The organism is Xanthomonas floridensis, from assembly GCF_001642575.1.
In the GTDB taxonomy this organism is placed as follows: Bacteria; Pseudomonadota; Gammaproteobacteria; order Xanthomonadales; family Xanthomonadaceae; genus Xanthomonas; species Xanthomonas floridensis.
On record NZ_LXNG01000010.1, the window covers coordinates 39098 to 59241 of the forward strand.

Here is a 20144-nt window from a genome sequence, read left to right on the forward strand (position 1 = left end):
TCCTGGAACCGGTGGGTTTCCCACCAGCATTGACGGCCTCCTGAGTGAGACACGCCCTAGGTAAAGGGAATAGACCAGAAATGGTAGCGGGACATCCTGCCAGCCAGCAAGGCATAGCAGGATAAGTGTTCAGCCCAAGTGTTGCTTGACCCAGGAGGGCACACCGTCGAGTGCGGTCGCAAGGGCGGGCCCGTCCTCGCCACCACCCTGGGCGAGATCCGGACGGCCGCCGCCCTTGCCTCCGATCTGACTGGCGATATGGCCGAGGAGTTCCCCTGCCTTCACCTTGCCAGTTGGGCTCCCATTCACGCCGGCAACCAGGGCGACCTTGCCCGCCGATGCACCGGCCAGCACGATCACCGAGTCGCCCAGCTGCTGCTTCAGGCGGTCCATCGCTTCGCGCAAGGCCTTTGCATCAAATCCTTCCAGACGCACGGCTATGACCTTGACCCCGGCCACATCGACCGCACCGGCACCGAGATCGGCAGTCGCGCCGGAGGCCAACTTGGCCTTCAGCGATTCCAGTTCACGCTCCAGGCGTTTCTGACGCTCGGTCAGCGCACGCACCTTGTCGACGATTTCCCCGGCATTGCCGCCCAACAGGCCGGCTGCCTCGGACAAGCGCCGCTCCTGGTCGGCGACGTAATCCAGTGCACCCTGCCCGGTCACCGCCTCGATGCGACGCACACCCGAGGACACCCCGCCTTCGGACGTGATCTTGAACAGACCGATATCGCCGGTGCGGCTCACATGCGTGCCGCCACACAGTTCGGTCGAATAACCGCCCATTTTCAACACGCGCACGCGCTCGCCGTATTTCTCGCCGAACAGAGCCATCGCACCGAAATCCAGTGCTTCCTGCATGGCCATGTTGTGCACTTCGACGCTGTGGTTGGTGCGCACCTCGGCATTGACCTTGCGCTCGATTACCGCCAGCTCGTCGGCCGTGATCGGCTGGAAATGCGAGAAGTCGAAACGCAGCCGGTCCGGCGCCACCAACGACCCCTTCTGCTGCACATGCGTGCCCAGCACCTCGCGCAACGCGGCATGCAGCAGGTGCGTGGCCGAGTGGTTGAGGATGGTCTTGCCGCGGCGCTGTACATCGATGCCGCCCGCCAGCACATCGCCCAGCGCGAGCGCGCCTTCGGTGATGCGCCCTACGTGACCGTGGAACTGGCCGGCGAACTTCTGGGTGTCGGTGACGTCGATCGATACATCGGTATTGCTCAATTGCCCGCTGTCGCCGACCTGACCGCCGGACTCGGCGTAGAACGGCGTGCGATCGGTGAACACGATGACCTCGTCGCCGGCCTCGGCACGCTCGACCGGACGGCCCTGCTTGAGCAGCGCGACGACCTTGAGCGTGTCGGCGTCATGCGCCTCGTAGCCCAGGAATACGGTCGGCGACATGGTGGCGACCAGGTCGGCCGGCAACGCAACGCCGCCACCGAACTTGCCTGCGGCACGTGCGGTTTCACGCTGGCGCTCCATGGCGAATTCGAAGCCCTCCATGTCCACGCGCAAACCGCGCTCGCGCGCGATGTCCGATGTCAGATCGACCGGGAACCCGTAGGTATCGAACAGACGAAACGCATCCTCGCCGGGGATGACGTCCTGCGACCGTGCGGCCACGTCGTCGAAGATCTTCATGCCGGCGTCCAGCGTCTCGGCAAAGCGCTCCTCCTCGGCCAACAGGGCGCGCGCGACGGTGTCCTTGGCCACCACCAGTTCGGGATAGGCTTCGCCCATCAGCTCGACCAGGGTGGGCACCATCTTGCTGAAGAACGGCTGGCGCACGCCCAGCATCCAGCCATGCCGCAGCGCACGCCGGATGATCCGGCGCAGCACGTAGCCTCGCCCTTCGTTGGACGGCAGCACGCCATCGACGATCAGGAACGAACAGGCGCGGATGTGATCGGCGATGACCCGCAGCGACTTGTTTTCCAGATCGCTGACGCCGGTCAGCGCGCTGGCCTTGCCGATCAGGGTCTGGAACAGGTCGATTTCATAGTTGGTGTGGACGTGCTGCAGGATCGCGGCCAGTCGCTCCAGCCCCATACCGGTATCCACGCACGGCGCCGGCAACGGCACCAGGGTGCCGTCGGGCTGGCGATCGAACTGCATGAAGACCAGGTTCCAGATCTCGATGAAACGATCGCCATCTTCGTCCGGAGAGCCCGGCGGGCCACCGGCGATATGGTCGCCATGATCGAAGAAGATCTCGGTGCAGGGACCGCAGGGGCCGGTATCGGCCATCTGCCAGAAGTTATCCGAGGCGTACGGCGCGCCCTTGTTGTCGCCGATGCGCACGATGCGGCTTTCGGGAATGCCAATCATGTCGCGCCACAGCGCGAAGGCTTCTTCGTCGGTGTGGTAGACGGTGACCAGCAGGCGGTCGGCCGGTAGTTTCCAGACCTGGGTCAACAGCTCCCAGGCCCAGGCGATGGCATCCTTCTTGAAGTAATCGCCGAACGACCAGTTGCCCAGCATCTCGAAGAAGGTGTGGTGACGCGCGGTGTAGCCCACCGAATCCAGGTCGTTGTGCTTGCCGCCGGCGCGCAGGCAGCGCTGCACGTCCGCAGCCCGCACATAGCTGCGCTTCTCGGCGCCAAGAAAGACGTCCTTGAACTGGACCATGCCGGAATTGGTGAACAGCAGGGTCGGGTCGTTGCCCGGCACCAGCGGCGCGGACGGCACGATGGTGTGACCCTTGCCCTCGAAAAACGCAAGAAAGTCGCTACGGATCTGGGAAGTGCTGAATTTGGCAGGTGCGTTCATGTGCTGGCATTGGGCGGGCGGCAGTCCCGGTCACCCAATGAGATGTGGGCGCAGAGGAGCGGAACAACCTGAAACCACGAAGGGTAGCAGGCCTGACGCCCTCAGTCCTCAAGGTCGAAGCGCGTGGCGCTCCGAATGCTGTTGCCGTCGAAACCCCGCCGAGCCAGCAGATCGGCGGCCTTGCGCCGCTGAGGCAGATCCACCGGCCCCTGTTCGCCGAACCGACGGCGGACCAGGTCGCGCGCATTTTCGGTCCAATCGCCCTCAAACGTCGCCATCGCGGCGCTGATGGCCTCGCTGTCCAGACCGTGGGTACCGAGTTCTGCACGGATGTGCAAAGGGCCATAACCCGAGCTGGCCCTGTTTCGCACGACCGAGGCGGCGAAGCGTGTGTCGTCCTGCCAGCCCTCGCCCGCCAGGCGTTCAACGGCCGCCTGCGCGGCGTCCGGCTCGATTCCGCGTGCCAGCAGCTTGCGATTCAATTCCTTGCGCGAGTGCTCGCGCCGCACCAGCAACCCCAGTGCGCGTTGGACCGGCGTCTGCTCCTTGAACCGGCGGCCCCGCTTGGGAGCGGACTCTTGCTCGTCCATCGTGACGTGTCCCTCGATTTCTGCATCAATGCGCCGTCCCTGGCGCCTGCCCTCCTGGCCCTCGATAGATCTACCGCGAGACGCGACGGCACTGACTCCGCCGTTCCCGCGATAGAAAAACCTGAAACGACATCAACGAATCGCATCCAACGAAGGCGAAGCAGCTGAGGCCGCCACGCCCTCCCGGACAACAACGCGTTGCAGCACCGCGGTCGCGCCAGCAGTCGCCAGCGTGCCCGGCCACCAAGACCGCTTATTCCTTCTCGGCGTCGTCGCCTTCTTCGCGCGGCGCCTCGGCGGGCTGGAACTTCTCGCGCAGCTCGGCCTCGAGCTTGGCCGCCACCTGCGGGTTGTCACGCAGATAGCCACGCGCGTTGTCCTTGCCCTGGCCGATACGCTCGTCGCCGTAGCTGTACCAGGCACCTGCCTTGTCCACCAGCTTGGCTTCCACGCCCATGTCGATCAGCTCGCCCTCGCGGCTGATGCCTTCGCCGTAGAGGATTTCGGTGATGACCTGCTTGAACGGAGGTGCCAGCTTGTTCTTGACCACCTTGATCTTAGTCTGGTTGCCGATGATCTCGTCGCCCTTCTTGATCGCGCCGATGCGGCGGATGTCCAGGCGGACCGAGGCATAGAACTTCAGGGCATTGCCGCCGGTGGTCACTTCCGGGCTCTGGCCCGGCATCATGACGCCGATCTTCATGCGCAGCTGGTTGATGAACACCACCAACGTATTGGAGCGCTTGATATTGCCGGTCAGCTTGCGCAGCGCCTGGCTCATCAGGCGGGCCTGCAGGCCCGGCAGCTGGTCGCCCATCTCGCCTTCGATTTCCGCCTTCGGCGTCAGCGCGGCAACCGAGTCGACCACCACGATATCGACCGAGCCCGAGCGCACCAGCATGTCGGCGATTTCCAGCGCCTGCTCACCGGTATCCGGCTGCGACAGCAGCAGATCGTCGACGTTGACACCCAGCTTGGCGGCATAGATCGGATCCAGCGCGTGCTCGGCGTCGATGAAGGCCGCAGTGCCGCCCTTCTTCTGGCATTCGGCAATCGCCTGCAGAGTCAGGGTGGTCTTGCCCGAGGATTCGGGACCGTAGATTTCCACCACGCGGCCCTTCGGCAGACCGCCGATCCCCAGTGCGATGTCCAACATCAGCGAGCCGGTCGGAATGATTTCGACCGCCTCGATCACGCGGTCGCCCATGCGCATCACCGAGCCTTTGCCGAATTGCTTTTCGATCTGGCTCAGTGCGGCGGAAAGGGCGCGCTTCTTGTTCTCATCCATCTGGGTGATCCTTGTCAGTGATTTCGGTGTGGAGCCAATGTAGCGGCGGTGTATCGCACAGGCTGAGATTGCAGGCGACACACTCAGATTAATGATGCGATCTAGTCCAGGGCAGCGGAAAAGACTGCGGTGCCGGCTGGGGAAACGACCAGCGCCGGCATCGGCACAACCCTAGCGATTGGGCCTCAGCAGCCCGCAATACAGGCCTTCGATGGCGAAATCCTGATCCGGCTGCACTTCGATCGGGGCATAGTCCGGGTTGCGCGGCAGCAGCCGGATCCGGTCCTTGCCGATCTTCAACAGTTTGACCGTGATCTCCTCATCGATCCGGGCCACCACGATCTGCCCGGAGCGCGCATCGCGGGTGCGGTGCACGCCGATCAGGTCGCCGTTGAAGATGCCTTCGTCGCGCATGGAATCGCCCTGCACCTTGAGCAGATAGTCCGGCGATGGCGAGAAGAACACCCGATCCAGTACCACGAAGTCGTCCGAGCCGATATCGGCACCAATCGGCAGGCCCGCCGCCACGCGGCCCAGCACCGGCAACCGCAGCACGTCGTCACGCTCCGGCGCGCTTGCCGCTGGCGTGCGCGCCTGCGCACCCTGCCCGGCCAGGCGAATGCCGCGCGCCTGCCCCGGCACACGGCGGATCGCGCCGGCCTGCTCCAGAGCCTCGAGGTGGTACTGCGCCGCGCGCACGCCCTTGAAGCCAAACGCACGGGCGATCTCGGTCTGCGAGGGCGGGACGCCATCGGCGTCGATGCGCTCTGCGATCAAGGCGAGGATGGCATGCTGGGTATCGGTCAGGTCCATGGTTAGTAGTATTACTACTAACTGAGCAGTGTGCAATCCCTTTCGCGTCGCTGCCCGCTCACCCCGATGCCCGGTTGATACACCCGGCTAGCGTCGGCTGCGCCAGATCGAAAACAGGATCCAGATGCCGCACAGGCCGGCGCCGATGAAGCCGCCTACACCCAGGCCGAGCAGCCAACGGCTGGCGCTGCCACCAACGCTGTTCATCACGATCGACGAACCGATCACCAGGGCCGCGGTCACGATCCCCATGGTGAGCCGATTGGCAGCGCGATCGACCTGCTCGCCGAACTCGCGCAAGGCGCGCGTCTCCACATGCAATTGCAGTTTGCCGCGACGCGCCGCCTGGATCAGGCGCTTGAGATCGCGCGGCAGATCGCCGATCAGATCGATTGCTCCGGTCACGGTACGGCGGCTGCGTCGCAGCATGGCGCTGGGCGCGTAGCGTTGCAGCACCACGCGTTCGAGATACGGCCGCGCTTCGGTGGCCATGTCGAAATCCGGGTCAAGTTGGCGCCCCATGCCTTCAAGGGTGAGAAACGCCTTGATCATCAGCGCCAGATCCGACGGCAGCGTGAGCCCATGGTCGCGCAGGATGGCGGTGACATCGCCGAGCATCGCACCGATGCGCAACTCCTTCAGCGGCACGCCGCGGTACTCGTCGACGAATGCACCGATGTCCTGCTGCAGGCGCGCCTCGTCGATGTCCAGACTGGTGCCGGCCCACTCCAGCAACACATCGATGACGGCTTCGGCGTCGTAGCTCACCATGCCGTGCAGCAACTGCGCGACCTGGAAACGGCGCTGCTCGGACACCCGCCCGACCATGCCGAAATCGATGATGGCGATGCGGCCGTCGCGCAGATAGAAAATATTGCCCGGGTGCGGGTCGGCATGGAAACAGCCGTCCTGCAGCACCATCTTCAGCACGATGCCGGCGCCGGTGCGCGCCAATGCCTGGCGATCCAGGCCTGCGGCATCCACCGCCAGCATGTCGCGACCGGGAATGCCGTCGATGAATTCCTGCACGTTGAGCGCGTCGCAGGTCCATTCCCAATACACCGCCGGCACCACCACCTGCGCGTCGTGCGCGAAGTTGGCGGCGATGCGTTCGGCGTTGCGGCCCTCGGCGGCGAAATCCAGCTCGCGCCGCAGCGACACGGTGAATTGCTGCACCACTTCGGCAGGGCGATAGCGCTTGAGGTCCGGAGCGCGGGTTTCGACGATGTCAGCCAGCCGCGCAAGCAGGCGCAGATCTGCGTCGATGGTGTCGCCGATGCCGGGGCGGCGGATTTTCAGCACCACCGGCGTGCCGTCGGCCAGCCAGGCGCGGTGGGTCTGCGCCAGCGACGCGGCCGCCAAGGGCTGCTCGTCCAGCCGGGCGAACACGCTCTCCGGTTCCGCACCCAGCGCGGCGACCAGTTGCGGCCGTATTTGATCGAATGGCAAGGCCGGCACCGCGTTCTGCAGTTCGCTGAGCTCCTCGATCCAGTCCGGCGGCAGCAGGTCCACGCGCGTGGCCAGCACTTGCCCCAACTTGACGAAGGTAGGGCCGAGTTCCTCCAGGGCGCGCCGCACGCGCATCGCAGCGGACATGCGCAGGCGGCCCTCGACGTTGTTCCAGTGCAGCAACCTGCCGGCGCGATCGAGCACATCGGCCAGCCCGATGCGGCGCACGACATCGCCAAACCCGTAGCGAATCAGAACGGAGGCGATTTCCTGCAGCCGCCCCAGATCACGGACAGTGCCAAGCGCTTCCCACATCAGCGTACCGCCTGCTGGGGCGCGCAGGCCGGGGGCTGTCTGCAGTCTGGTTGCACGACCAGGGCGATCCGCACGTACCGCCGCGACACGCAATGAGCGCGCCCCTGCAGCCTGGAAGATGCATCAGGATCGCGCGGGCCCAAGACCAGGCCTTGACGCGCCACGGGCCGCGCTGTCGCATCTAAACCAGGCGCGCCAGACGCGCCTAACCGGTCACAGGGAATCAGGGAAGGCGAGGCAGTGCTCACGACAGCAGAAAACGGAAACATTGGCACACAGCGTCAGCAATGAAACCGTGTTTGTAGCCGATCCATCCGCCGATGTCGCGCCCCGGCCCGATTCGTACTTAGCGTGGAGTGGGCTGCACGCTGAGGCGGTTGCATCGCACGCGTGGCAAGCAGGCGGCAGCATATGCTCAGTAGCGCAAGCGCAAGGTAAGCCCGTAGGTGCGCGGCGCCCCTAGAAATGCATTCCACGAGCCAGCCTGCAACGGCGCGTCGATCACGACCTGCCGATAGGTTTCGTTGCCCAGATTTTCGGCCCATGCCTCCAGCAGCCAGCGTTTGTCGGTGGCGCCGATGCCTACGCGTGCGTTGAGCAAGGTGTAGCCCGGTTGCGCCTTCTGCGGATCCAGATCCGAACCGGCGTTGTACTCGGAGGTGTATCTGGCGCCGACATTGACGCGACCGGTCAATCGGTTGCCCATTGCGTGTTCGTAGGTTGCCGACAGATTGGCCGACCAGCGCGGCGCAAGACTCAGCCGGCTGCCGGGCAACAACGCCAGTTCTGCATCCGGCAACGGGTCGTTGCCATAGGTGGTGTCCGCATAGCTGAGCCCGCCTTGCAACATCAGGCCGGGTAGCGCGCCTTGCCAGAGAACGTCGGTGTCGATGCCACGCGATACCACGGTGGGAATGGAGCGCACCACGAAACTGGTGCCGAGGAAATTGTTGAGCTGGAAGTCACTGAATTCCTGATGGAACAGCGTTGCGTTCACCAGCAGGTTGCCGCCCAGCCAGGTGCTCTTGGCGCCGAGTTCATAGCTATCGACGAACTCGCCCGGGAACGACGTATCGTCCACCGGCACGATGCCCTGCACGCCGCTGGACAGGCCGTCGGACGATTGCACGCGATCCAGATTGAATCCACCGGCCTTATAGCCACGCGCTGCGGAGACGTACGTCATCAGCGTATCGTTCCAGCGATACGCCAGCTTGGCGGTGCCGGACCACTCGCGTTCAGTGCGGCGTTGTTCTGTCAGTCGACCGGCATGGGCGATGTTGGCCCAGGGCAGACAGGTAAAGCCGATCACTTGCGGCGCGATGGCAGGGACTGCGGCAGCAGGCACGCCACGTGCGGTGAGCGCTGCGCCAATGCGTCGCAGCGCCGCCGGGTCGACCTGCCCGTTCGGCGCGAAATAGCGGGCGCAGGCCGGGCTTCCGTCTGGATTGGCAAAGGCCGAGCGCAGCGCCTTGTGCTCGTGGGTGTAGCGCAGGCCAACCACCACATCCAACGCGTCGGTGGCGTGCCAGGTGTTGTTGGTGAACAGTGCCGCGCTGGTGCCGTCTTGCCGAAAGCGATCCTGGCTGCCCTGCCCGCGAAACAGGGTTCCCGTCGGCAGGCCGGTGGCGTCCGCGAGGAAACGCGGCGCATCGGCACGTGCGGCCAAGGCCGGATTGATGCGCGCCAGCAGTACGCTGGAGAGGTACGGCTCGTACGCGTTACCGAAGCGATAGGACTCGTTGCGATGCAGAGTTTCATCGGCATAGAACGCGCCCACCAGCCAGTCCACGCGTTCGGTGGAACCAGCAAAGCGCAGTTCCTGGCTGAAGGTCCTGAACTTGGTGAGCATCTCGTTCTCGCGCGCGTCGCGATACAAGATGTCGGCCGTGCCATAGTCGAAGTCCAGACCGTTCACCGACTTCCAGTCACGCAGTGCGCTGATCGAGGTCAGCACCGCATCGTCGAGCCAGGGCGTGGTCCAATCGACCTGCGCCGAGACACCCTTGTCGTGAATGTCCTGCGCCGTGCCGCGGTTGCTGTAGGCACGCCGGCGTTGCGGTTCGGCGCGCGGGCTGGTGCCCTGCCCGCCCGGCGCCAGCGCATCGATCAAGGCAGCGGTGGGGCCGCGCTCGGTGGTGACGGTGACGCAGCAGTTTTCCTTGCGGGTCGTGGCATCGGCTGCCAGGTTGATTTCCAGATCGGGGGTCGGCTCCCACAACACCTGCACGCGGGCGGTGCGCAGGTTCTGGTCGCCGTCATCGGTGGCCGTGCGCGGGCCGGAGCCGGTCACCACCTGTTCGAAGCCGTCGCGCTGCCGTCTGGCGGCGTAGACGCGCAATGCAGCGGTTTCGCTCAGGGCGTCGTTGAACGCACCGGCTATCCCCAGCGCACCATAGTTGCCGGCAGTAAGCTCGGCATCGGCGCTGCGGGTGAAACTCGGCCGGCGCGTCACCACATTGATGACGCCGGCCGAGGTGTTCTTGCCGAACACCGTGCCTTGCGGCCCCTTCAGCACCTCGATGCGTTCCAGTTCCCCCAGATCGGCGAAACCCACGCCATTGCGCGCACGCGGGACGCCGTCGATGACCACGCCCACCGACGATTCCAGCCCGGCGTTGTCGCCCACCGTGCCGATCCCGCGAATGCGCGCGGTGGTCTGCGCCGCACTTTGCGAACTGGTCACGATCAGCCCGGGTACCAGCACCTGAAGATCCTTGATGTCGTGTACGCCACTGTCCTGCAAAAGCTGCTCGGGCAATACCGACACCACGACCGGCACGTTCTGTAGCACTTCCTCGCGCTTTTGCGCGGTGACCGTCAGCGCCGCCAAGGTGGCAGGTTCGGAGGACTCCGTCGTTGATTGCTCTGCGGACGAGGCGACCTGTGCATGGAGGCAAGGCGCAGGCAGCGCCATGAGCAAGGCGAGCGCCAACACGGCACGAGGTTGCTGCTGCAGATTCATGAGTTTCCCCCGGCGAGGGCGCGACCAGGGCAGTACCAACGGCACTGCATGCGCGCACGAGGCTCCATCATCATTCAATTGCACTGCACGCGCACTGCAAGGAGCCGAAAGCGCTGTGCGCATGGCGAACCCGACTGCACTCCAATGCGCATGCGAGCCATGTACCAAGCCGGCTCAACGACGAAAGAATCGACACGCTTGCCGCCATGTCCAAACCTTTGACGGCCGGCCGCACTGCTCAACCACGCGCTGCTGACAAACACCGCTGCGCAGCCGCCAGGTGGACGCGACCGGAACGCGGAAGAGGCGTGGACGACTCGACCGCTGCGGTGCCCGGCGCGCCCTCCACCGCCCCGACCACTGTTTGCTGCGTTCTGCTGGCCGCCCTACAGCAACGCGCTCAATCCATGAAGCGCAGCCATCACCGTCTGACGACGCACGGCATCGCGGTCGCCGTCGAACTGGAACAGCTGCGCCGATGCATACCCGCCGCGTCGCTTCCAGCCGATCCACACCGTGCCGACCGGTTTGTCCTCGCTGCCACCGCCCGGGCCGGCGATGCCGGTCACTGCCACCGCGATGCTGCCACCGGAGGTGACCAGGGCGCCGGACACCATTTCGATCACCGTTTCCCGACTGACTGCGCCATGGACTTCCAGGGTCTGCGGGCGTACCCGCAACAGGGCCTGTTTCGCCTCGTAGCTGTAGGCCACCATGCCGCAATCAAACCAATCCGAGGAACCGGCGATATCGGTCATGGCCTTGGCGATCCAGCCACCGGTACAGCTTTCCGCCGTCACCAGACGCTCGCGTGCCGCGCGCAACTGCGTGCTCAGGGAATGGGCAAGCTGCAGCAGATCGTGATCAGTGGGAGACGTCATTGCGGGGATCGGGAATGGGCAGCGGTCACTTTTATCCGAATTTGTGCGTGCTGTCTCCCTGACCGGATGCGGCGTGGAGCACGCTACACCCGGCACGACAGATCGTTCGTGGGCCGGTTGCTGCCCACCGCCCCGCCTGCCAGCCGGGCGCAGCGATCAGGTTTCCCAGTCTTCGCGGCGGTCCGGCAACATTGCCCGCAGCGGCGCACCGTCGTCGCCCGCTGCCAGACGCTCGGCCTCGACCATCGGCAGATCGACCTCGAGCAGCCAGCCCTCTTCGTCGACCTGCTCGTCGCGCACCACTTCCAATTGATGCAACTTGGAGCGCAGGCGGCCGGCCGAGGGCGGCAGCCGCAGTTGCCCGGTCACATGGCGCAGATCCAGGCGCTGGCCGAGCGCGTGTTGCAGCTCTTCCAGCCCGCGGCCATCGCGTGCGGAAATCCATACGCGCTCGCGGCGTGCCGGATCAGGAATGCCGTCCTGGGCATCGTGTCGCACTTGTGCGCCTTCGATCCTGTCGATCTTGTTGAACACCAGCAGCTGCGGTAGATCGCCGGCACCCACCGCATGCAACACCTCGTCCACCTGCAGGATGCGCTCTTCGCGCAGCGGGTCGGCGGCGTCGACGATATGCAACAGCAGATCGGCCTCGCGCGCCTCGGACAGGGTCGAACGGAACGCGGCCACCAGTTCGTGCGGCAGATCGCGCACGAAGCCGACCGTATCGGCCAGAATCGCGCTGCCGCCCGGCAACGCGATGCGCCGCACGGTGGGATCGAGCGTGGCGAATAGCTGATCGGCGGCATACGCATCGGCGCCGGTCAACGCGTTGAATAGCGTGGACTTGCCGGCATTGGTGTAGCCCACCAGCGCAATGCGCGGCAGCTCGCTGCGCAGCCGTGCGCGGCGCATCTGGTTGCGCTGCACCTCGACCTTTTCCAGCCGCTTCTGCAACTGCTCCACCCGCTTCTGCAACAGGCGGCGGTCGGTTTCCAGCTGGGTTTCGCCAGGGCCGCGCAGGCCGATCGCACCACCGCGCTGTCGCTCAAGGTGGGTCCAGCCGCGCACCAGCCGTGTGGCCATATGCCGCAGCTGCGCCAGTTCCACCTGCAACTTGCCTTCGTGGCTGCGCGCACGCTGCGCGAAGATATCCAGGATCAGCCCGGTGCGGTCGATCACGCGCCGCTCCAGATAGCGCTCCAGGTTGCGTTCCTGGCCGGGCGACAAGGTGTGGTTGACCAGCACCAGATCCGCGCCGGTGGCCTCGGCAGCCGCCTTGACCTCTTCCAGCTTGCCACTGCCGATCAGGGTCGACGGGCTGGGTTTGTCGATGCGCGCAGTGAGCGTCGCCGCCACCGTGGCGCCCGCCGACTTTGCAAGGTCGGCGAACTCCTCCAGCACATCTTCTTCGGCAGGCCCACCGGAGTGGGTCTGAATCAACAACGCGTGTTCACCCTTGCGTGAGCGATCAAACACGCACTACTCCATTACTGCTCGACGTCGTCATCTTCCGCCTGATTGCCTTCATTGGATTGCACATACCCACCACCCGGCCCCACGCGCACATTGCGCGCCGGCACGACCGTGGAGATGGCGTGCTTGTAAACCATCTGACTCACGGTGTTGCGTAGCAGGACCACGAACTGGTCGAACGACTCGATCGTGCCCTGCAGCTTGATGCCGTTGACCAGATACACAGAGACCGGCACCCGCTCACGCCGCAGCGCGTTGAGGAATGGGTCCTGTAAAGATTGCCCCTTAGCCATCGAAAACTCCTCTTCATTATTGTTCTTATTGTCCCGGTCGACACCTGCCATCCCCAGCCGGTCCCGGAAACGGGATGTTACACGCCTGAAGCCTGCCGTACAGCGGGACGATGAGCGAGGAAGCCGACAAGTGCGTCCTCCAATTGATGGCGGTCACGCTCCGGGTCGAACCAGAGCGCGTCGAGCTCGCCTCGGAGCCAGGTGAGTTGCCGCTTGGCCAGTTGCCGGGTCGCCTGCACCGCCTTGTCGCGGAACTCGGCCAGGCTGCCGGCACCGTCCAGATACTCCCAGGCCTGGCGGTAGCCCACCGCGCGGACCGCCGGCAGATCCAGTGGTGCAGCCACCGCACGCATCTGCGGCAGCGCCCGCAGGGCTTGCACTTCGCCGAGAAAACCCTGCGCCAGCATCTGCTCCAGCCGTTGCGCGATCCGCGCATGCAGCACGGCCCGCTCGCGCGGGGCCAGGATCAGCTTCAGCACCCGCACCGGCAAACGTGGCGGCGCCGGCAGGCCCTGCCAGTAGCTGATCGGCCGGCCGCTGATGCGATACACCTCCAGCGCACGCTGGATGCGCTGCGGGTCGGTGGCATGAATGCGCGCCGCAGCGACGGGATCGATCTGCGCCAGCTGCGCATGCAGGGCGGCCCATCCGAGCTGCTCGGCCTGCGCTGCGATCGCCGCGCGTACCGCCGGGTCGGCTTCGGGTAGTTGCGACAGCCCCTCCAGAAGCGCGCGGAAATACAGCCCGGTGCCGCCCGCCAGGATCGGCAGCTTGCCGCGCGCAACGATGTCGTCGACTGCGCGCCGCGCATCGCTGGCGAACTCGGCGGCCGAATAGGTCTGCCAGGGATCGCGCAGGTCGATCAGATGGTGCGGCACCGCCGCGCGCATCGCCGCATCCGGCTTGGCCGCACCGATATCCAGCCCGCGATAGACCAGCGCCGAATCGACACTGACGATCTCGCCATTCCAGCGCTGCGCCGCCTCCAGCGCCAGCGCGGTCTTGCCGCTGGCGGTGGGGCCCATCAGCGCGATCGCCAGCGGGCGGCGGTCGGCTGGCATCAGTCCTCGTCCGGCCAGCGGATCGTCGGCGCAGCCGGCGCCGACACCCGTGGCACCGGGATCGCAGCGACCGCGCTCCAGACCTTCAGCGCATCCACGGTCGCGGCCACATCGTGCACGCGCAACAACAGCGCGCCGTGCTGGGCGGCAATCAGATGCGCTGCCACCGAGCCGTGTACCCGCTCTGCGGCCGGCTCGCGCCCGGTCAACTCGCCGATGCTGCGCTTGCGCGACAGCCCCGCCAGCACCGGCAAACCGAACTCCTGCAAGCGCTGCAACTGCGCCAGCAGGGTGAGGTTGTGCGCGGTGGTCTTGTCGAAACCGAACCCCGGGTCGAGCACCAGCCGACGCTTGTCGATTCCGGCCATCTCCGCGGCGAAGATGCGCTCGGCAAGGAACCGATGCACCTCCCCCACCACGTCGTCGTAGTGCGGCGCCTGCTCCATCGCATGCGGCGCGTTGCGCGCGTGCATCAACACCACCGGCACCTGCAACTCCGCCGCAGCCTGCAGCGCGCCCGGCGACCGCAGCGCGTAGACGTCGTTGATCATGCCAGCGCCCGCCGCGACGGCCGCACGCATGACGTCCGGTTTGGAGGTATCGATGCTGATCGGCACGGTCGTCTGCTGCGCCAACGCCTGGATCACCGGAATGACGCGCTGCAGTTCGTCGTCCAGCGACACCGGCGCTGCCCCGGGGCGGGTGGATTCGCCACCGATATCCAGCACCGCCGCGCCCTGCTCCACCAGCTGCAGCGCGTGGGCAATGGCCGCATCGCAGCTCGCATGCTGGCCGCCGTCGGAAAACGAGTCGGGTGTGACATTGACGATGCCCATCACCTGCGGCGCGTCCAGTCGCAGGCTGCGACCGGCGCAATCCAGCTTGAGGGCGGTGTCGAACATCGGGTAGCTCCTGAATCGGTTGTACGGAAGGATGGGCGGCGTGTCGTGCTGGCGCGGGTGGCAGTGCATCGATGGCGATGGCGATGGCAGCTTCGCCACGTCGTGGCCGCCGACCCGCAGTGCGGTGAGAGCCGCAAATGCAGGGCCATTGTCGCGTAGCGCGCAACGGCTGACATCTTGCGCAACTGGGTTTGACCAACCGGGCGACCATCGCATGCGGATCGCAGCCTGCAAGGATCTCTCCGTCGCCGTCCTTGCCAGACGCTATAACCCTGCCCGACGCCGCAACGCATCGGGGCCAGGAATCGCTTCCTGGCCCCGATGCTTGTTACGGCACGCTGGTCAGCAGCGGCTTACAGCTGCTCGGCCGGGCCTGCGATCGGCGGCAACGGACGTGGGCTGCCCTTGTCGTTGTTGTTGCCCCCATCCTTGTCGGACTTGCCCCAACCCGCCGGCGGCGGCGGATCGCGACCTTCCATGATGGCGTCGATCTGCGGCACGTCGATGGTTTCGTATTCCAGCAACAGCTTGGCCATCACGTGCAGCTTGTCGATGTTCTCGGTCAGGATGGTCTTGGCGCGGTTGTAGGCACCATCCAGGATGTCGCGCACCACGTCGTCGATCTTGCGCGCGGTCTCATCGGACACGCTCTTGTGTTGCGTGACCGAACGTCCCAGGAACACCTCGTCCTCTTCCTCGCCATAGGCGATCGGGCCGAGCTCATCGGACAGGCCCCACTTGGTGACCATGTTGCGAGCCATCTTGGTCGCGCGCTCGATGTCGTTGGAAGCACCGGTGGTCACCTTGTCGGCGCCGAAGATCAGTTCTTCGGCAACGCGGCCGCCATACAACGTGGCCAGACGACTATGCAGGCTCTCGCGGGTAGAGCTGTAACGATCGCCCTCGGGCAGGAACTGGGTGACACCCAGCGCACGCCCGCGCGGAATGATGGTGACCTTGTAGACCGGATCGTGATCCGGCACCAGGCGCCCAATGATGGCGTGGCCGGCCTCGTGATACGCGGTGTTGGTCTTTTCTTCTTCGCTCATCGCCATCGAACGACGCTCGGCGCCCATCAGGATCTTGTCGCGCGCACGGTCGAAGTGATCCATCCGCACTTCCTTGACCGCCTCGCGTGCAGCAAACAGCGCTGCCTCATTACAGAGGTTGGCCAGATCCGCGCCCGAGAAACCCGGGGTACCGCGTGCAATGACCATTGGAGCGACGTCGTCGGCCAGCGGCAGCTTGCGCATGTGCACGCGCAGGATCTGCTCGCGACCCTTGACGTCCGGCAGGCCCACCACGACCTGACGGTCGAAGCGACCCGGGCGCAGCAGCGCCGGGTCCAGCACGTCCGGACGGTTGGTCGCGGCAATCACGATCACGCCTTCGCCGCCCTCGAACCCGTCCATCTCGACCAGCAGCTGGTTCAAGGTCTGCTCGCGTTCGTCATGACCACCGCCCAGGCCGGCACCGCGATGGCGACCAACCGCATCGATTTCGTCGATGAAGATGATGCACGGCGCGTGCTTCTTGGCCTGTTCGAACATGTCGCGCACGCGGCTGGCACCCACGCCGACGAACATTTCCACGAAGTCCGAGCCGGAGATGCTGAAGAACGGCACCTTGGCCTCGCCGGCGATCGCCTTGGCGAGCAAGGTCTTGCCGGTACCCGGCGGACCCACCATCAGCACGCCACGCGGGATCTTGCCGCCCAGCTTGGTGAACTTGGTCGGGTCACGCAGGAACTCGACCAGCTCGCCCACCTCTTCCTTGGCTTCGTCGCAACCGGCAACGTCAGCGAAGGTGATCTTGATCTGGTCTTCGCCCTGCAGCTTGGCGCGGGACTTGCCAAAGCTCATCGCCCCCTTGGCACCGCCACCACCGCCCTGCATCTGGCGCATGATGAACAGCCAGAAGCCGATAATCAGGATGACCGGCAGGAAATTCAGCACCAACGACCAGAACCCGGGGCCAGTGGACGGCTTCTGCCGGGTCATTTCGATGTTCTTGCTGTACAGCACGTCGACCAGCTTGTCGTCGCGCGGACCGTAGACGGTGGCTTCGCTCCCGTCGGTGCGCTTGAAGCGGATCGCGTTGACCGCGAGGTTGGTCTCATCGGTGTAGTCCACCGATTTGACGCGCCCGGAGTCCACTTCCTTCAGGAACTGGGTGTAGGTGATCGAGTCGGCGCCGACACCGCCCGCCATCCGCGGCGAGAAGCTCTGGAAGACGACCATCAGCACAACCGCGACGACCACCCACAGCAGCAGATTCTTGGTCAAGTCGTTCATCCTCATTGGCTCCGGTGCCCTCTACTCTTTAATTCTTGAAACACGGTGGTCATTGGCAGCTTACTTGATCTGGACACGCTTGCCCTGACCGAGCGCATAAACTTCCGGGGAGCGCTTGCGCGAGGCCGCCGGCTTGCGGATCGTCACCTTGTCATAGCGGCGGCGAAGCTCGCGAATGTAGTCGTCGGATCCGACACCCTGGAACAGCTTGATCAAAAACGCCCCACCCGTCTTGAGGTGGGTGTCGGCAAATTCCATCGCCAGTTCCGCCAGGTGCATCATCCGCGGTTGGTCGACCGCATCCATGCCACTCTTATTGGGGGCCATATCCGACAGCACAAGGTCCACCGGCACATCGCCCAGCATGGCTTCGAACTGCGATAGGACGGCCTGCTCCCTGAAGTCGCCGTGAAGGAACTCCACGCCGGCCAAGGCGGGCATGTCCAGGATGTCCAGCGCCAGCACCCGGCCACTGTCGCCCATGGACTTGCGTACCTGCTGTGACCAGCCGCCCGGTGCGGCTCCCAGGTCCACCACCACCATGCCGGGCTTGAGCAGGCGGTCGCGCTGCAGCAGCTCCTCCAGCTTGTAGGCCGCGCGCGAGCGCATGCCCTCGGCCTGGGCCTTCTTCACGTAAGGGTCGGCGAAGTGTTCCTTGAGCCAGCGCTGGCTGCTTTTACTGCGGGAAGGCATTGGCAAAGGGGTCCGAACGGGCCGCCATGATACCCTGAACACCCTTTGCTGCCCTTCGATCCTGCATGTCCATTGTTCTCACCTCCGCCCAGAACCGTTTCCTGCGCGGCCAGGCCCACGACCTCAAGGCCCTGCTGCAGACCGGCGGCAAAGGGGTCACGCCAGCATTTCTGGCCGAACTCGAGGAAGTGCTCGAGCGCCACGAACTGATCAAGGTGAAGGTGGCTTCCGAGGACCGTGAGACCCGTGATGCATTGATCGCCGAACTGGTCGAACAGACCGGCAGCGCCCTGGTGCAGCGGATCGGCCACATCGCCATCCTGTACCGCCCCAGCAAGGAAAAGCGCCAGATCGTGCTGCCGCGCGGCTGAAACTGCGAGTGACTTCATGCCTTTGAGTCAGGAACACCCCGATTACACCTATGCCTTGCGCGCGGCCGATGGCCGCCATGCCAAGGTGAATGAGCAGATCCTGCAACACAGCTTCGTCCTGATGCCGGACGAACTGGTGGACCACTGGCCGGTGCAGGACCTGGCGCATCTGCAGGCCAGCCATATGGATGCGATCCTGGCGCTGTCCCCGGCCGTGATCCTGCTGGGCACTGGCGACCGCCAGCAATTTCCCAATGCCCAGGTCCTGGCGGCCTGCCTGACCCGCGGCATCGGCCTGGAAGCGATGACCAACGCCGCTGCCGCCCGCACCTACAACGTGCTGGCCAGCGAAGGCCGCCGGGTGGCGCTGGCGATGATCTTGCCTGGTTGAATCGGGAATCGGGAATCGGGAATCGGGAATCGGGAATCGGGAATCGGGAAAAGCAAGCTTGACCAAGCTTCTACTGTCAAGCACGCACTCGACCAATCTCTTAGCTACAGCATTCCCAGATCGTCAAACCACCGACCAACCGGACGCTGTTGCGATTCCCCATTCCCGATTCCCCATTCCCGATTCCCGATTCACTTTTTAGGCAAATACAGCAACGGATCCACCGGCTTGCCGTTGTAGCGGATCTCGAAGTGCAGCATGTCGCGCGCGGCGCCGCTGCGGCCCATTTCGGCAATCTGCTGGCCGGCCTTGACGTTCTGGCCTTCGTTGAGCAGGCGCTTGCGGTTGTGGCCGTAGGCCGACAGCCACTGGTCGTTGTGCTTGATGATGATCAGCTCGCCGTAGCCGACCAGGCCGGCACCGGAGTACACCACCACGCCGTCGGCGGCGGCACGCACCGCCTGGCCGCTGGCGCCGGCGATATCCACGCCCTGCTTGGTGGTCTCTCCACTCACGAACGTACCGACCACCACGCCATCGGCCGGCCAGCGCCATGAAAAACCGCTGCTGACCGGCGCAGCGACCGATGCTGCCGGCCGCGCCGGAACCACGGTACCGCCGGCCACCGGAGCACTGCTGCCGGGCTTGCTCGCCCCGCCGGGATACAGTTTGAGGGTCTGGCCCGGATAGATCGTGTTGGGAGACGACAGGCCGTTCCAGGCCGCCAGGTCGGCGGCCGTGATATTGGTCCGGCGCGAGATCGCATACAGGGTGTCGCCGCGCTGCACGGTGACGGTGGCACCGGGACGTGGCACCGACGGACGCGGCGCTGCCGCAGGGCGCGACGACGCAGAACCGCCGCCAGCACCGGGCGAACGTACCACCGTGGCACTGCTGCAGGCGGTCAGCCCGATGGCGACCAGGAGCATGACTGCTGTCTTGCGTACCGAATTCATCTGCGTCTTGCTCATCCGTTCGTTGTCTTCCATACCAGCCAGCCAGCGCCGGCCGCGAGCACTGCCATCGCCACCCAGCCCAGCGGCTCGATCCACTTGTGCAAGGCGGCCTCGGCACGCGCGCCACCCAGGCGGATGGCGCCGGCCACCAGGTACACGCGCTTACCGCGCCCCACCAGCATGCTGGCGATGAACGGCAGGATCGGCACGCCGACCACGCCTGAGGCCCAGGTGAAGATCTTCAGCGGAATCGGAGTGAAGCCGACCAGTACCAAGGCCCAGAATGCCTTCCAGGGTGAGTCGGCCACCAGCACGCGCAGGGTCTCGATCTGCGCCTGGATCTTTGTGCTCCAGCCCAGCCATTCGATCAGCGGCTGCAGCGCAGCAAACGCGAAATGCCCCAGCAGGTAGCCGACCAGCGCGCCGCAGACCGAGCCGATCAGGCTCAAGGTGGCGAACCAGAGCGAGCGCTTGGGCTCGGCCAGCGACATCGGCGCCAACATCACTTCCGGCGGCACCGGAAAGATGAAGCCCTCCACGAAGCTGAGGCCGGCCAGCAGCGCTGGTGCGCGGCGATGGCGCGACCAACGGATGGCCACGTCGTACAACGGCCCGAAAATCTTCATCGTGG

17 protein-coding genes are annotated in these 20144 nt (G+C 65.3%); 2 read left to right on the plus strand and 15 right to left on the minus strand.

All coding sequences use genetic code 11. The features are described from left to right. Positions 1-129: 129 nt before the first annotated feature. The 13 genes from alaS to rlmE all read right to left on the minus strand — a co-directional run bounded on the left by alaS (position 130) and on the right by rlmE (position 17795). Complete coding sequence (gene alaS / locus A7D17_RS06390) at positions 130-2778, minus strand: alanine--tRNA ligase (RefSeq protein WP_064508335.1); 2649 nt, start codon at positions 2776-2778, stop codon at positions 130-132. Between the two features lie 101 nt (positions 2779-2879). Further along, entirely contained in the window at positions 2880-3368 is a 489-nt protein-coding gene (recX, locus tag A7D17_RS06395) for a recombination regulator RecX (RefSeq protein ID WP_064508336.1), read from the minus strand. 253 nt (positions 3369-3621) lie between these two features. Continuing rightward, positions 3622-4656, minus strand: a complete 1035-nt coding sequence (recA, locus tag A7D17_RS06400) for a recombinase RecA (RefSeq protein ID WP_064508337.1) — start codon at positions 4654-4656, stop codon at positions 3622-3624. Between the two features lie 171 nt (positions 4657-4827). Continuing rightward, entirely contained in the window at positions 4828-5469 is a 642-nt protein-coding gene (lexA, locus tag A7D17_RS06405) for a transcriptional repressor LexA (protein WP_064508338.1), read from the minus strand. An 87-nt stretch (positions 5470-5556) separates the two neighbouring features. Next, on the minus strand, positions 5557-7233 hold the full coding sequence (gene ubiB / locus A7D17_RS06410; RefSeq protein WP_064508339.1) for a 2-polyprenylphenol 6-hydroxylase: 1677 nt from the start codon (positions 7231-7233) through the stop codon (positions 5557-5559). A 415-nt stretch (positions 7234-7648) separates the two neighbouring features. After that, positions 7649-10198 carry a TonB-dependent receptor gene (locus A7D17_RS06415; RefSeq protein ID WP_064508340.1) on the minus strand — a complete coding sequence of 850 codons (2550 nt, stop codon included), beginning with the start codon at positions 10196-10198 and terminating at the stop codon, positions 7649-7651. Between the two features lie 386 nt (positions 10199-10584). Further along, positions 10585-11079, minus strand: a complete 495-nt coding sequence (locus A7D17_RS06420; protein ID WP_064508341.1) for a CinA family protein — start codon at positions 11077-11079, stop codon at positions 10585-10587. 156 nt (positions 11080-11235) lie between these two features. After that, positions 11236-12555, minus strand: a complete 1320-nt coding sequence (gene hflX, locus A7D17_RS06425; protein ID WP_064508342.1) for a ribosome rescue GTPase HflX — start codon at positions 12553-12555, stop codon at positions 11236-11238. Between the two features lie 11 nt (positions 12556-12566). Continuing rightward, positions 12567-12845 carry an RNA chaperone Hfq gene (gene hfq, locus A7D17_RS06430; RefSeq protein ID WP_005915027.1) on the minus strand — a complete coding sequence of 93 codons (279 nt, stop codon included), beginning with the start codon at positions 12843-12845 and terminating at the stop codon, positions 12567-12569. Positions 12846-12922: 77 nt separating this feature from the next. Then, on the minus strand, positions 12923-13906 hold the full coding sequence (miaA, locus tag A7D17_RS06435; RefSeq protein ID WP_064508343.1) for a tRNA (adenosine(37)-N6)-dimethylallyltransferase MiaA: 984 nt from the start codon (positions 13904-13906) through the stop codon (positions 12923-12925). Then, positions 13906-14808 carry a dihydropteroate synthase gene (gene folP, locus A7D17_RS06440; RefSeq protein WP_064508344.1) on the minus strand — a complete coding sequence of 301 codons (903 nt, stop codon included), beginning with the start codon at positions 14806-14808 and terminating at the stop codon, positions 13906-13908. The genes miaA and folP overlap by 1 nt, the downstream gene beginning before the upstream one ends. A gap of 353 nt (positions 14809-15161) precedes the next feature. Next, positions 15162-17102 carry an ATP-dependent zinc metalloprotease FtsH gene (gene ftsH / locus A7D17_RS06445; protein ID WP_064508345.1) on the minus strand — a complete coding sequence of 647 codons (1941 nt, stop codon included), beginning with the start codon at positions 17100-17102 and terminating at the stop codon, positions 15162-15164. A gap of 60 nt (positions 17103-17162) precedes the next feature. Further along, positions 17163-17795: a 23S rRNA (uridine(2552)-2'-O)-methyltransferase RlmE gene (rlmE, locus tag A7D17_RS06450; protein WP_064508346.1), complete on the minus strand. Its 633-nt coding sequence runs from the start codon at positions 17793-17795 to the stop codon at positions 17163-17165. Between the two features lie 65 nt (positions 17796-17860). Between rlmE and yhbY the strand changes: the two genes are divergently transcribed. Beyond that, on the plus strand, positions 17861-18166 hold the full coding sequence (yhbY, locus tag A7D17_RS06455; protein WP_029219583.1) for a ribosome assembly RNA-binding protein YhbY: 306 nt from the start codon (positions 17861-17863) through the stop codon (positions 18164-18166). Between the two features lie 16 nt (positions 18167-18182). After that, entirely contained in the window at positions 18183-18557 is a 375-nt protein-coding gene (locus A7D17_RS06460) for an Mth938-like domain-containing protein (protein ID WP_064508347.1), read from the plus strand. Positions 18558-18748: 191 nt separating this feature from the next. Here the strand turns inward: A7D17_RS06460 and A7D17_RS06465 are convergent, their stop codons facing one another. Together A7D17_RS06465 and A7D17_RS06470 are read right to left on the minus strand one after the other, a co-directional pair. Then, the gene (locus A7D17_RS06465; protein ID WP_064508405.1) at positions 18749-19528 is read right to left on the minus strand and encodes a peptidoglycan DD-metalloendopeptidase family protein; all 780 of its coding nucleotides are present in this window, start codon (positions 19526-19528) and stop codon (positions 18749-18751) included. Then, a complete protein-coding gene (locus A7D17_RS06470) occupies positions 19525-20139 on the minus strand; it encodes a YqaA family protein (RefSeq protein WP_064508348.1) in 615 nt (204 codons plus the stop codon). The genes A7D17_RS06465 and A7D17_RS06470 overlap by 4 nt, the downstream gene beginning before the upstream one ends. Positions 20140-20144 lie beyond the last annotated feature (5 nt).